Source organism: Fibrobacter sp., assembly GCA_024399065.1.
In the GTDB taxonomy this organism is placed as follows: domain Bacteria; phylum Fibrobacterota; class Fibrobacteria; order Fibrobacterales; family Fibrobacteraceae; genus Fibrobacter.
In genome coordinates this window covers 39,462-53,629 of the sequence record JAKSIB010000025.1, presented here as the reverse complement: position 1 = coordinate 53,629, position 14,168 = coordinate 39,462, and the positions used below count along the sequence as shown (strand labels likewise).

The 14,168-nt window shown below is 49.1% G+C and carries 13 protein-coding genes; 1 reads left to right on the top strand and 12 read right to left on the bottom strand.

What is annotated here, in order from left to right:
• Positions 1–125: 125 nt before the first annotated feature.
• The 7 genes from MJZ25_11725 to MJZ25_11695 form a co-directional block, all read right to left on the bottom strand.
• Positions 126–938 (bottom strand): PDZ domain-containing protein, encoded by an 813-nt coding sequence (locus MJZ25_11725; protein MCQ2124845.1) that lies wholly within the window; start codon positions 936–938, stop codon positions 126–128.
• A gap of 61 nt (positions 939–999) precedes the next feature.
• Positions 1,000–2,115: a hypothetical protein gene (locus tag MJZ25_11720; protein MCQ2124844.1), complete on the bottom strand. Its 1,116-nt coding sequence runs from the start codon at positions 2,113–2,115 to the stop codon at positions 1,000–1,002.
• A 10-nt stretch (positions 2,116–2,125) separates the two neighbouring features.
• On the bottom strand, positions 2,126–2,905 hold the full coding sequence (locus MJZ25_11715) for a metal ABC transporter permease (protein MCQ2124843.1): 780 nt from the start codon (positions 2,903–2,905) through the stop codon (positions 2,126–2,128).
• An 82-nt stretch (positions 2,906–2,987) separates the two neighbouring features.
• Positions 2,988–3,668 carry a pyrimidine 5'-nucleotidase gene (locus MJZ25_11710; GenBank protein ID MCQ2124842.1) on the bottom strand — a complete coding sequence of 227 codons (681 nt, stop codon included), beginning with the start codon at positions 3,666–3,668 and terminating at the stop codon, positions 2,988–2,990.
• A gap of 21 nt (positions 3,669–3,689) precedes the next feature.
• Positions 3,690–4,997, bottom strand: a complete 1,308-nt coding sequence (locus MJZ25_11705; GenBank protein MCQ2124841.1) for a deoxyguanosinetriphosphate triphosphohydrolase — start codon at positions 4,995–4,997, stop codon at positions 3,690–3,692.
• 101 nt (positions 4,998–5,098) lie between these two features.
• Complete coding sequence (ccsA, locus tag MJZ25_11700; GenBank protein ID MCQ2124840.1) at positions 5,099–7,192, bottom strand: cytochrome c biogenesis protein CcsA; 2,094 nt, start codon at positions 7,190–7,192, stop codon at positions 5,099–5,101.
• Positions 7,185–8,180, bottom strand: coding sequence for a metallophosphoesterase (locus tag MJZ25_11695; GenBank protein MCQ2124839.1), 996 nt, complete (start codon positions 8,178–8,180; stop codon positions 7,185–7,187). The genes ccsA and MJZ25_11695 overlap by 8 nt, the downstream gene beginning before the upstream one ends.
• A gap of 122 nt (positions 8,181–8,302) precedes the next feature.
• Here MJZ25_11695 and MJZ25_11690 point away from each other — a divergent pair, with 122 nt between their 5' ends.
• A complete protein-coding gene (locus MJZ25_11690) occupies positions 8,303–8,695 on the top strand; it encodes a hypothetical protein (GenBank protein ID MCQ2124838.1) in 393 nt (130 codons plus the stop codon).
• A 192-nt stretch (positions 8,696–8,887) separates the two neighbouring features.
• On the opposite strand, the gene MJZ25_11685 is transcribed toward MJZ25_11690, so the two are convergent.
• The 5 genes from MJZ25_11685 to MJZ25_11665 form a co-directional block, all read right to left on the bottom strand.
• The gene (locus MJZ25_11685; protein MCQ2124837.1) at positions 8,888–9,400 is read right to left on the bottom strand and encodes a hypothetical protein; all 513 of its coding nucleotides are present in this window, start codon (positions 9,398–9,400) and stop codon (positions 8,888–8,890) included.
• Positions 9,393–9,911: a hypothetical protein gene (locus MJZ25_11680; protein ID MCQ2124836.1), complete on the bottom strand. Its 519-nt coding sequence runs from the start codon at positions 9,909–9,911 to the stop codon at positions 9,393–9,395. The genes MJZ25_11685 and MJZ25_11680 overlap by 8 nt, the downstream gene beginning before the upstream one ends.
• Positions 9,908–11,128 (bottom strand): PilN domain-containing protein, encoded by a 1,221-nt coding sequence (locus MJZ25_11675; protein MCQ2124835.1) that lies wholly within the window; start codon positions 11,126–11,128, stop codon positions 9,908–9,910. Before MJZ25_11675 ends, MJZ25_11680 begins: the two co-directional genes overlap by 4 nt.
• Complete coding sequence (locus MJZ25_11670; GenBank protein ID MCQ2124834.1) at positions 11,128–13,155, bottom strand: secretin and TonB N-terminal domain-containing protein; 2,028 nt, start codon at positions 13,153–13,155, stop codon at positions 11,128–11,130. Before MJZ25_11670 ends, MJZ25_11675 begins: the two co-directional genes overlap by 1 nt.
• Before the next feature lie 92 nt (positions 13,156–13,247).
• Positions 13,248–14,162 (bottom strand): fibrobacter succinogenes major paralogous domain-containing protein, encoded by a 915-nt coding sequence (locus MJZ25_11665; protein ID MCQ2124833.1) that lies wholly within the window; start codon positions 14,160–14,162, stop codon positions 13,248–13,250.
• Between the last annotated feature and the right edge of the window lie 6 nt (positions 14,163–14,168).

The window sequence follows — 14,168 nt, the reverse complement described above, 5'->3', positions numbered from 1 at the left end:
CCCACGACCCTCTGCTTAGAAGGCAGATGCTCTATCCAACTGAGCTACTCGAGCATTTAGCCAAATTCGATTTGGCTTGCCAAATATATAATTATTTCAAAATTTCATCAACCGAATTGGCCGTATTACTTCAGCACAGCGTTCTTACCGCTGATGGAGCCGTTGATTTCGACGGTAACCATGTAACGACCTGCTGGAACGTTTTCGCCATTCCACTTCAGGGTGTTGTAGCCCGGCTGAGCATTGTCGAGGCGGAGGACTGCAACCTGTTCGCCTTCGGCACTCATGATGGTCACGATAGCAGTGCCAGCGACCTTCAGATCGACGCCCACAGCCTTACGAGTAATACCCTTAAGAGTTGCGGCACCAACCTTGTTCATATTCTGAACAGGAGCCTTAGGAGCAAATTCCTCAGCCTTTTCCACGTAGATGCCGTTCAAGTCGCGGGCACTAAGATCAGCATCCTTCTTCAAAAGTGTACCACGCTGAAGCACAGCCACCAACTGCTTGTCGCCTTCGGTAGCGCTTGCGTAGGTTTCCAGTTCAGCGGCCTTGAACAAAGCCTTATCGCCATACCAGGCCTGAACCTGTTCGCCTTCCAGATCCTTCACAGTCAGCTGAGCACGACGGATAACGGAAGTCAAAGTATCAGCACCGCTCACAAAAGTGATTTCCAGCGGTTTGTTCACCTGGCCACGGAGCATGTCCTTGGAGGTTTCAATATCCTGACGGGCAAGGCTCTGACCATCCACAGCGATAATCACGTCGCCAGCCTGCAGTTTGGATTCTGCAGCGGGAGTACCCGGAATAACTTCAGCAACCTTAACGCCATTGCGAAGCTGGAAAATGGTAACGCCGATGCCGCCAAAAGCTTCATCAGCCATAACAGGAGCAGCAACCATGGCTGCCAACAAAGAGGCCTTGATAAAACGCTTCATAAAGTTCTCCTTAATTTATTCAATCTCAATATATAATAATCGATTTGGGCGGTCAAGAAGGCTACTCGAACATCACGCCTTCTTCTTCCTCGCCGTCATCATAATCTTCAATGGTCTTTTCACCCGGGACAATTACCAGGCCCAAAGTGACCGGTTCACCCTTCATATTCAAATAAGCTTCCAAATAGAGAGAGGAGGACAAGCGAATCAAACGGAGATCCAGCATGGTACCGCCCTTGTGAATGCTCTTGGGATTCAGATTGAAGAACAGGAACTTCTTGTTGATGTATTCAAAGCGGTCCGCCTCATAGTTGATGGACCAGCGGGAATCGCCATCGTTTTCCTGACGGTAGAGGCATTCATCGTGGTCGATGTCGCATTCAAAGCTGGCGCTTTCCTGATACTTCTTATTCCATTCACGGCTGAAGGCGCAGGACTGCACGCGGCCACCGCCATTGCGTTGCTTGTTCAGCTGGTCATTGATGACCACATAGTCCATCTTCTGGTTCTTCACCTGTTCGTAGACATTCATCAAGATGATGTAGGCTTCGATATCCTTGGGGCACTTGCCGGTAAGGTTTACGTCTTCGTGAGCCTTCAGCAAGGTCTGCTGCAAGTCGATATCGATAGCATCGGGAATTTCGCTTTCGGCAATTTTGTCCAGAACTTTCTTCGGCGGAATGAACACCACCTTGTCGCCCTTCTTCACGGCAAAGCCCATCTGGTCGCGAATGTAATCCAGGCACTGCTGCACGTGAATATGAACCGTATTGGACGCTGCAGACACAAAGTCCACGCCAATGCGAACGTTCCATTCCCCGGCGGAGCTTCCCTTTTTGTCCAGGTCGCAGAACGGTTCTTCACGGATACCGTCCACAAAGACAATCTTTGCGTTCAGCTTGGTCACCAGGGATTCGTCCTTCTTCATGACGCCGCCAAGGCTCCAAAAGTTAGGATTCATGCGGAGGACTTCCTCGAAGGCCTTGTCACCATCGAGGGCCGGCAACAGGGAATCGTTACGGGCATTCTTTTCCTGCATGAGTTCAGAATACTCCGTAGTCACAGTCATGTTGTTAAAGCTGTTTCGGGAAGCAGGTTCCGGAGCTGCAGCAAAAGCCGATGCAATGAGCAACGAGCAATTAACCATGAACAAAAATGCAATAAGTTTCTTTTTCATAAAAAACCTTTTATGCCTTACGCAATTTTTTAACTGCAAAATCTACACCATAGACAAGGACGCCGCAGGCGATAATGGTGGGGCCTACTACAAAGTTCAACTGGCAAGCAAGCAAAAGGCCGGCCAGCACCAGAACCAAGGAAACGCCTACAGAAATAAAAATCATCTGAGTCAAGTTCTTGGCATAATTTTCTGCAATGTAGCCTGGAATGGTCAACAAAGCAATCACAAGAATCATGCCCACCGCTTGAACAGCAATCACCACCGTCAAGGCAATCAGGGCAATCAAAAACATATAGTAGGCAAGTACCGGCATGCCCTGCACTCGGGCAAATTCAGGATCAAAAGAAATGGCCAGGAACTTCCGATAGTTCACAACGACAGCTCCAAGAATCAGAACCAACAGTGCGCCCATCCACCACAACAACTCCGTAGGAACCGTCAGCAAACTGCCGAACAAAAAGCTCATCATCTCGCCGCTATAACCTGGGGTCAAGTCCGTAAGGATCACGCCCAAGGCCATACCGCCCGCCCAGATAATACCGATGAAGGTGTCAGAATTCTTGCGGTCACGCCAAGTCAGCACACCCATCAGCATGGCACATGCCACCGCAAAGCCGAGGGACCCAAGCATGGGAGAAAATCCCAGGAAGGCAGCCAAGCCAACGCCGCCAAAAGAAGCGTGGGCCACACCGCCCGACAGCGAAGTCAATCGATTCACCACCACAAAGGTACCCATCACGCCGCAGGCAATGGCCACCAGCACGGCGGCCACCAAAGCGTTTTGCATAAAGCCCATAGAGAAAAGTTCAAGCATAATAAGGTTCGAGGTTCGAGGTTCGAGGTTCGAGATAGGAACTGCGAGTTGTGAGTTATAAGTCGCGAACAAGTTCCGGTAAGATGGTGGTCAGGTGCAAAAGGCTTGGCACATAGAAATCCACCCAGCTAGGCACATCGGGAATAGGATTCACAAGAATGGTCTTCCAACCGCGGCGATGAGCAGGTTCCAAATTGCGCACGGAATCTTCCAGCAAAACAATTTGGGACGGATCCGCCGGGGTACCGTTTGCAAAGAAGGCCTCGGGCACACGTTCTGCCAACCACTTTTCCGCCTTTTCATAAGCGCTGTCGTGGGGTTTTCCGATCCAATCCATCTGCTTCAAGTCAAAAACATCTTCAAAGCAATCACGGACGCCCATGTGTTCCATGCCGGCTTCACTCCAGTCACGACGACCATTGGTGAAAATGAAACGACGGCCAGCAAGGCCAGTAATCAAACTGCGCTTTGCAGGAGAGGGCTTCGGGTAAGTCAAGAATTCCGGCTGATGGATGAAATCAAAAAAGTCATCGGGCTTTACGCCATGCATGGCCTGCAGGCCAGCCAAAGTCGTTCCAAAGCGGATCAGGTAATCCTTGCGAATCTTGTGGGCTGTTTCTGTATCCACACCAGTTGCATTCTGAACGGTCAAGGAGATTCGTTCATCCAGAGAATCGATGACGCAATGTTCATCGGCACCGTACAACGTAAGATCGTAATCAAACAGCCAGATCATTTTCGAAACCCTGCAACTCCGTTAGTAACCCATGGCAAGGCCGCCAATTTGGCGGGCCAGGTAAGTTGCGTAGTTGTCGGTCATGCCACTGACAAAGTCAAGCACCTGATGGTAGGCTTCGGCGGCGGTAACGCTCTGGCCGATTTTTGCCTGACCAATCAAGCGGACAATGCGATCGGCGCGGTAAGAATTCTTGCCGTTCAAACGGAAGTCGTAAACGCCGTTGATGAAAGCGTCCAGCACCGTACTCAGGGTGGTGTAGCTACCCACTTCAAGTTCTGTCTTGCGGCGGTCGGGATAGATACGTTCTACGCCGAGGCGCTTTGCAATGCGGATACCTTCCATCACTTCTGAACGGGACAAATCCACAAGATGCTTGATGGGAGCGCCTGCCATGATTTCGTCGTAATGATTCACAAAAGTCACTGCAACATCGTCAATGAGGTTCTGGATTGCGAGACCACGAATACTGCTGAGGAAGTCGCGGAAGTTCTGTCCGTTTTCCTGATACTCGCGGTCAATATCTACTTCGGGACCGCACAAGTAGCTGAACATGCCACGCACATCACCGAAGGAAAGAATGCCCAATTCGATGGCGTCTTCCACATCCAAAATGCTGTAGCAAATATCGTCGGCAGCTTCCATCAGGTAAACCAAGGGATGACGCACCCACTTGCCGGTTTCCAGTTCAGGAATACCCAAAGTGTAGGCGGTCATTCTGTAAAGGTCAGCTTCCGTAGAGAAGAGGCTGGTGGGCGTACCGAACTTGGCAAGCTGCGGATACTTGATCATGGCTCCGATGGTCGCGTAAGTCAAACGCATGCCACCATCAAGAAAATGATATTCCAACTTACTCAGGATGCGGTGCCCCTGGGCATTACCGTCAAAATTTTCGAAGTCAGCAATTTCTTCGGGACGCAAATCGCGTAATGCCGGAGAATTACGGTTCTTGCGGAACCATTCGCGAATGGCGGCTTCGCCAGCATGACCAAACGGCGGGTTACCAATATCGTGAGCCAAGCAAGCAGACTGAACGATGGTACCGAACTGGTATTCGTTCACATACTTGGGCAGGTGCTGCTTAATCAGATGATAAACCGTAATGGCAAGGCTTCGGCCAACACTACTGACTTCCAAGCTGTGAGTCAGGCGGCTATGAACATGGTCGTTCACAGAAAACGGATGAACCTGGGTCTTGCGGCCAAGGCGGCGGAAAGCGGTAGAAAAAACAATACGGTCGTAATCGCGATGAAAATCAGAGCGGTTCGGATCCGGATCAGCCGGGTGTCCGTAACGCGTTGCAGAAAGCAAAGTGTCCCATTGAAGCATGGGATACAATTTAGAAAATTATGAAGTACGAATTATGATGTACGAGAGTAAATTAGTCGGCTACGCCGAGATTTTCCATTTCGTAATTCGTAATTCATAAATCATAATTTTAAAGTTCCCCGGTTATGACTATTCAAATAAAAAATCACACCAAGATCAGCTAGAATAAAGATTAAAAGCCACATTACCGTTCCGTTCTGGAATCCGTAACTGTGGAGCCCCACACCCAAAAGGTTAATTCCAAACCAGCAAAGGAATGTGATAATCACGTTAAAGCAATTGAGCAAGGCGAAACCTTTTTCGCTGACAAGGCGGCCACCACGCAAATGCAACAGAAGCATGGACCAAAGTACCACAAAGAGGGCACCGCATTCCTTAGGGTCAAAGCCCCAGAAACGGCCCCAGGCAAAATCCGCCCACACCCCACCTAAAAGGGTTCCGATGGTGGTGAAAACTCCGCCGAAAACGAGGGTGGCGTAAAGGAGAGGCGCGAGGTTCGAGGTTTGATGCTCAAGGGAAGAAATTCGGCCCAAACGAAACAGATGCAGATGGGCCACAACACCAGAAAGAATCATACCCACGTAGCCCAAAGCGATGGAGAAAACGTGAAGGGTCAGGAACACTCCAGAATTCAAAACAGCAGGAATAGGCTGGAACAAATCGCCCGGTTCCAAGATAAACTTGGCAAAGAACAAAAGCACCGCGGCCATGGCCGTTACAGGGATGATTAAAGAGAAAGTTCTTTTTTTGCAAAACAGGAATGCACCGAATTCAAAGGCTTCCAAAAGCAAGGCCACCAACAGCACGATTTCGTACAAACTAGAAAGCGGCGGACGGGCGGCAATGTAAAAACGAAGGATAAAAGTAACTGCGAGAGTCGCAGCTACAGCAGCAGCCGCAGAATTCGCCGCAATATCAAGGGCGCGCTTTTTGAAAAGGGAATTGACTGCAGCCAAGACACAACCGATGAAAGCTAGGATGAACGCGATCAAGGCAAAGTTGGCGTGGTTGTAGAAAACTTCTGCCTTAAAGGTTTTCTTTTGCTCGGGAGTCGCATCCGCCTTCCTAAAATCGCCACGCTGAATAGCTTCAAAAAGATGCACATTGGCAAGCAAACGTTTCATTTCCAATGTGGCAGGATGATCATCATTGCGGCTTGCATAAACTTCAAGTTCGTTGCCATATTTTTTCAGCTGGTTATAGCTTACATATCGATCACTTTCAGGAATATTCAAAGCATTTTGAACATCGGCGCGAAGAACCTTAAACAAGCGAAATTCAGCAGCATCAGCGGAACCTGCACCAATTTTTCCAACAACTTCGCTTGCAGAAATTTTACCATGGCAAGAATCTGTCTGGCGGCATTTATAAGTCACGCGTCCAGAAAAATCATCAAGAACACCACGGGCAAAAGAATCAAAGGGGCGGTAGTTTTCGCCAACAAGAATCATTTGATTAGCTTGGGCTGAAGGCGCACAAACAAAGCCCACCATAGCGATCAGGAACACCGATAGTGTCTTTGCAGCAATTGTTCCCGTCCCTGCGCGGTTCCCACGACTACCGCGGACCTTCGCCACATAATGAAACGCAGCGCTCAGCAAGAAAAGAATCATGAACACGTAAGGCACGAAATGGAAAGGATCGTAGGTAGCCGTATAAAGGTCCACCTTCACACCCATCATATCCACCTGACCTTTGTAGAACGTAAAGTAGGGATAGCCCTCCCCAACTTCAACAGAGCTTGTATTCAAGCTGTCGTCAACGGTGTAATAGGTAATCTTTTGCGGGGTCTTGACGTCCGCCAATTCGCCTACGGCAGGAACCGCACGGAAGCCGTTAAACTCTTGGCGAAATTCGGAACCCACGAGGCTTCCTACCAGAAGAACCAATAGGGCAATGTGCATTCCATAAAGTCCCAGATTCCGCCAACCCGAGGGCATTCGGTACATCATGGAGGCAATCAGGTGAAGCGCACCCACCACAGCCAGCGACTTCAAAGCCGGCAGCGGCACCACCCCCATGGTCCAAATGAAATAGCTTCCGAAAAAACGTTCCGTCGCCGCAGCGGCACCATCGTTCCCTGCAGCAGCCTGCCCCAGGATTCCCCAGAAAGTCAGCAGCAAAAACGCCACCAACAAACCACAGGTCACTTTAATAGACGCAAATTTTCGAAGCAAAGAAGCGAACTTACGCATGTTCGCGACCAATCCATTCAAACTTTTTTTCATCAAGTTGCTGTTCGCCATCAAATCGGTAAGCCGCCAAGCGGCCGTTTCCTAAATGGCCCGCCACGCTAAAGTCAAGGCAGCAAACGTTACTGCGAATCAGCTGGGGAACGCCCGTAAGCCAGTAATGTCCAAAGAACACCGGCCTTTCGTTCTCGCCGTAATAAGAACGCTTACGGATTTCCGGATCAACATCGCACCCCTCGGGCATCGTCACCCCAGGCTGCAAACTCAGTTCCTGCAAGCTGGCGGCCGCAGGATTTACCCACCAACGCAACCGCGTCCTAAAACGCTTCACGTTTTCCCCATCAAAGAAGAACTGATGGTTAGGCAATTCCATTTCAGGGCCCTTCAGCAACATATCGACGGGCCAGAACAGAGAATCCCCATATTCGTTATCTTCATCATTGGCGCGGAAAATCAATTCCTCGAAATCGCCATCTGCAAAACAAGTGATGCCGGTGGCCTTCAACCGCGCAACGGCCCGCGGGTCAAAACTGGCGTGCTGCGCCCTAAAGGTTTCCGTTTCCAGATAGAAGGGCAAGGTCTTGGCGAATTCTTTCATTTCCTTGAATTCAGCCTTGCGTCCCACAAAGTCCGCCACCGTCCTGGAATGAACAGCCACCTTGTTGAAGGTATGTTCACGCAGATAACCCGGACCCACCTTTTTCAAAAAGCGGGGGCCTTCGTTCTTCTGCCAAAAGCTGAGCATATTGAATTCGTGATTTCCCATAAGGGCAATGGCGGAACCCGCATCACGCATGGCACGGACCACATTCAGCGTCTCACGAACATTGGGGCCACGATCTACGTAATCCCCCAGAAAAACAACCATACGTTCATTGCCCGGATAGCGGAAAGCGCCTGCACGCTCCACATAGCCCAGCTTCTTCAGCAGAGCCTTCAGGCATTCGCTATGCCCGTGAATATCGCCAATGAAATCGATGGAATTCTTCATACACCTTCAATCATAGGAAATTTTATTTCCGAGCGTACACCGAGCAAACAAAATTTTTCATAAAAAGCACGTTCGCCAAGAAATTTCTAGCGCCGGTGAAACAACTAAGGTGGGGCGGCAATTTGAAATTGAGATGCAGATGGTTAGGCGCCTTGGTCAAAGGCGCTGATTACGAAGAACTACAGGAACAATACATTCTGTTCATCTGTCCCAACGACATCTTCCATAAGGAAAAGGCCATTTACAAGTTCCAGAATCGCGAGGAATGCGACCCGAACATTTTGCTGGGTGATCTCTGCTACAAAAATTTCTATATATTTAAAAAGTACCGCATGGATCCCGCAGCAAGGAAGGCTTACATGACTCTGGAACAGGAACTCAACATCCGCTGCAAGAAATTGATCAAGGAAGAAAAACAACGCATTGCCAAGGCCTTAGTGGCGCAAGGAAAGCTTACCGTTTCCGAAATTGCAGAAATTTCAGGCCTCTCTCCTGAAGAAATCAAGGCTCTGTAAAAACAGCCCCCCTTAAAAATTGTACAAACGAAAAGACGCCATACGGAATAACCGTACGGCGTTTTGCTATTACACACTTGTCAAATCACGCTATAGACATTACGCAGCACTCATCCAGCGGAGAAATTCCCGACAGGATTCGTCACCCAGGCTATCCATTTTCTTAGTTAACTCCAGGGCGGCCTTAAATTTTTATCGTATTTCGAAAGTTCCGCCAGCGTACTGCAATACGACGCGGTTGGATTCAATGGACTGCACCACCACATTCCAGATTTCCTGGCCTACGCTGACAACTGCGGATTCGCCACGGAACTTGATGATGGCCACAGGATTGTCGCCGGGCAAAATGGCATCCAAAGTAATGGAAGGCGGCTTGGGAGGAGGCGGAGCCACTGCCACCGGGGCTTCCACAGGGGCGGAGGCAACCTTCACCACACGGGGCTTAGGCGGTGGCAAAATGCTTGTGGGAACCTTGAAGGGATCGCGCAAGTCATTTTCCGGCATTTCCTGCGGGTTCAAGCGAGAAAGCAGGCTCTTAAAATCCAGGCGGGTTTCAATATCCAGGGGCGTTTTACCAGACAAATCCTCAAACAATCCAGATTCACTTTGGCCTTTCTGGGAATCCACCTTATCAGACATCTTGAACAGGAATACACCCCAGATCATGAGCGTAACAGTCACCAGGAGAACAAGGAACTTATTCATCGTGACCTGCCTTGCTGAGGACCGACAGATAGACAGAAGCCACACCGGGGCGCATGTCCACATTAACGACCTTGACACTGTAGGTGCTGTTTTCCAAGGTGGTCAAGAATCGCAGGAACTGAGGGAATCCGGAATTCGCCTTGAACCTTACGGGGTATTCCAGATTCTCGCCACGCCTTGCCACCTCGCCGGTTGACAAATCCTGAAGAACAACCTCGTTTTGCTTGGATGCTTCCAGAATAAATGTCAGTATCTTGGAAGAAGACACCGATACATTCACGTAAGAATCCAGTTCCGATGAAATCTTTTTGTAGTTGGCGATTAGCGAATCCGGCGACGTTGTGCCGTTGTCCAAAACCGAAGACTCCCCTATTTCGGAACGGATGGCCACCAATATGCCACTGGCTTCCTTCATCCTGGGGAACAAATACACTCCGATGATAGCAACCAGAGCCACGACAGACAAAACGGTAAGCAAGGTGTACTTGTAGCGGGCTAGAAATCCACTCATGGAATCACCTCCGCAGACAAGTCAAATTTCACTACAGGCTTACGCTTGAATGTGGTTTTTTCCGTAGAACGCAAGCGAACATTTATCAATCGTTTTTCATGTTCCAAAGTAGACAGGAATTCAGAAACTTCTTCGGACGTGGCAGAGTACCCCTGCATGGAATGAACGTTTCCGTTTACGGACCAATGGGTTATCCAAGTATCCGTGGGTAAATCCGCGGTAATAAGCGACAAGAAGGAGGAAGAGCGACTGCGATGGCTGAGGAACTTTTCTGTACCAGCCTTGTCGGCTTCCAGCTTTTTCCAAACGCGGTCCAGCTCCTTGCGAGTTTCGATTCTCTTTTCGATGGCAGCCACCTGGGTCTGAGTCTTGGAAACGTACCAGGAAACACCGCCCCAGAAAGCCAGGGTCACCAGCAAGGTGGTTACCAGTACGCCAACGCAAGCCTTGAAAGTCCTACGGAAAAGGGCCGCTTCACGAATTCTGGAAACTGCAGCATTGTCAGGCATCGTCGAGAACACCGGCAGATGATCCGTGCGGAAAAGCCATGCATCTTCAGCCACCACCTTGGCCATATCTTCGGCGCTGGGCGAAAATTCTTCGACGATTACAGACTTCTGGAAGAAACGTTCCTTAACAAAGTCCACAATTTTAACGCAATCCTCGCCTTCAGAAGATCCAAAAGCCTTGCTGAACCAGTAAAATTCACCCTGGTCAAAGTACCAGGCCTTGGTGACCCCATTTTCCGTATTCTTGAACAGCTTAGCCCCAGACAAATCCTGCTGGCGAAGCATTTCGATTTCAAAGAACAAAACAGGCAGGTGGGCCAAAATCTTGAATTCCACCTTTACCACCTCTTCAACCAATTCCTCGAAGGATCGGCGAAGGGCGACCACAGCAAAATCTCCATCGATGGAATTGACGTATTCAAAGTTTTCGCGCTTGAATTCTTCGTCGCCGATTTGGACCATCTTTACCGGAGTTGCATCGTCAACCAAAAGGATGCCATCGGCAGAACCGCCATTGGCCACCTGAAAGCGGCGGCACTCCTCGAAAGTGCCGGAGTAGGACAAATCCACATAGCTATGACCTGCCCCTCGACCGCGAAGCACACGCAAAACCTGTGCGACACCGCCATTGGAGCCATCACGGGCTACCAGCACCCACCAGTACCGACCCGTTGATACACTCAAAGCTGTGCGGAAAGCGTTGGCCACTACTTGCCCTCGACAGCCTTATCTGCGGCAGTCTCGAAAGACTTTTCAGAACCCTTTTCTGCGGCAACATTTTCGGCAGTCATTTTACGTACCCTGGCTTCAACCTTCTTGTCGTCAACCACAGGCATCTTGGCGCGGGCAATTTCATCGGCAACGTCAACGCTACCTTCCGCGCCATAGTAAATATGGGGTGTCACGAAAATCAGCAGCTGGCTCTTGCTATGAACACGTTCCACATTGCGGAAAAACCAGCCAATCACAGGAATGGAACCAAAGAACGGAACCTGCCTATGGACATCGCTGACACTTTCCTTGACCATGCCGCCCAGCACAATGGTTTCGCCATCGCGAAGGCGCACAGAAGACTTGACATAACGTTTGTTCAATGTGGGCGGAACTTCGCTGCTAAAGCTACCTTCCGGTTCAGAAAAATCAGGAACAATTTCGCAGGTAATCTCCCCTTCGCCAGTCACATAGGGAGTCACAGTAATGTTGGAGTTGGCCTCGATCTGTTCAAAACGCTGGGTAGTCTTGGAGGTAACGGCGTCGCCCTGGTTGTAGTCCACCTCGGAAGCCATCATATAGTATTGCGTCTGACCAATGGTAAGCACAGCGGTTTCGCCATTCAAGGTTGCAATCTGGGAACGAGCCTTTACATCCAGGATCTTTTCCTGCTCCATGGCATTGATCTTTGTGACAAGATCCTTGGGGATGCTGACAATTTCGCCAAGGCCAATACCATTGAATACACGCTGCAGCTGCTTGGAATTCAAAGTCTGGTCAACACTTGGGAACAAGTTCTCGGAGCCAACACTCTTGGCGGCATTACCAAAGAACAAATTCAAGCCATGATTATGCCCTTTTTCCAAATCCAGGTCAACCACCAGGACCTCAATCAAAATCTGGGCCACAGGCAAGTCCATCTTTTCTACATACTGGGAAATGGCATCCAGCACATCGTAGCTACCGGCAGCCATCAAGGCATTCTGGGACTTGACCACCTGAATCTGGGTACCCTTGGTCAAAGTAGAAGGCAAAAGCTTGATCACATCTTCGGCCTTGAGGTGCTTCAACTTGATCAACAAGGAATTATCGGCAGTCTGCATTTCGTGAGGGCCGATAAAGTACACACCGTTACGTTCCCAAAAAGTATAGGCCGTACCGCGGAACAAGTACTTGAGCGTTTCGCGAACCGGAACACCGGACATATGGGCAGTCACCTGGCCATCCAGCTTTCCATAGACCATGGCGTTCAGCTTCGTCTGGGAAAGAATCTCGCTAAGCAAGGAAGCCAAGGGAGCCTCCACAGCCTCGATAGACAAAAGAGAATCGCTAGAGAGGCGGACCTTGAACTTGTTGCTGTTTTCCTTGTTCTTGCCACCAAGATTCCATGTGGACTTTTTGATGGTGACAATTCCCTCTTCGTCGTCATAGCTCAAGTCAGAAGATTCTGCCAAGTGGCGGACCGCACGTTCAAAAGGCATGTTCTGTACAAAGACCGTGACAGACTTGGAATTGCCCTGTTCCAGCAAAATGTTCTTGCCAGAAACTTCCACAATCTTGCGGACCACCTTGTCCAGGGGAGCATCTTCCACATCGATAGACAGGGACTCGTTCGACCAATCCACCACAAAACGCTTTTCGGGAGCCTTGGGCGGTTCCGGAGCCTTAACCACCGGCTTCTGCACGCGAATTACACTGCCGTCAAGAACATACTCATAACCATTACCCTGCAAAAGCACGCGCAAGGCATCCTTTACCGGCTGGTTATTGAAATTCACCGTGACAGGGCCCTTGACTTCGGGAGCCAGGAACAAGTTCAGGCCATACTGAACCGCCATGCCTTGCAGCAAGTCGCGAATTTCGGTATTCTTGACATTCAGATTCTTGATGACCAAGGAATCAGCAATAGGCAACGGCGGCAAGTTCAGCGCACCATTTGAAACGCCAGGACCCTGCGCAAAAACAGAAATATAGACAGCAAAAACAACGACTACAAAAAGTCTAAAACTCGTCGAGAATTTCAAAATAACCCCCGAAATACTCCATCATGGAGATTTCGTCGCCAAATTTAGTAAAATCGGGGGTGTTTTTAAAGTTGTTTTTTGTTAACAAAAAATCAGTCTTTTATACAACGGATGCTGAATGCACGATCCTTATACATCGTTGACGTATAGGCATTGCTTTCATTTCCAAGAAACGCAATAAAGACCGAATTATCAACATCGATCTCAGTCGCTGTCCAGAAATAGCCATAATCTCCTACATTCTCGAAATTTAGTTTCCCTGAATTAAGCCCTGCAGGAAGTACGCTAAAGCCATAGGTATCAGCACCATTGCCATCAACATTCCAGCCTGTGTTAGATTTCAAAGCCATTCCTGCACCGTAGAATGCGCCACCATCAACACTTGTGGCAACAGATTCCAAAAGCGTCATCCACTCGTATACATTTGGCAAATGCCAATTATCCGGACACAAGCCTCTAGCTACAGTAGTTGAATTCAATGTAGAACAAGCAACGCCTATTCCGCACCCCTCTGCTATTTTAGAGAAGGTTCCAACAGAATCAATAGCTGACGCCCATGTATACAAGCGACCATATTTGGCACAAGAATCTGCGTTATCTAAATAACACCAAGAAGGCTTGTCAATCCCAACATATTCCGCAGAATCCGGTGCAAAATTCAAATTTTCAGCCATCCATGTCTGAGAGCCTACTTTAATAGTTTTATAGGAATGGTTATCCCTTGAATCGACCAAAGAGCCATATTCAAACTTTGCACCAGTCTTGTCGGAACTACTTGACAAGACTTGTGATGACGACGAACTATTGATACCAGACGACGAAACCGCCGATGAACTTGAGGCGTCGTCATTGGAATCTGAACATTCAACTTTGCTATCCGATGAATATTCTACAGAATCTGGCGATGTACTTCCGTTTCCGTCACATGCAACCAAAGCAACCACTGTAGCGAGAGCTGAAATTAATGTTGTACGTTTAGTTAGATTATCCATATATAATTTTTCCATCAATCC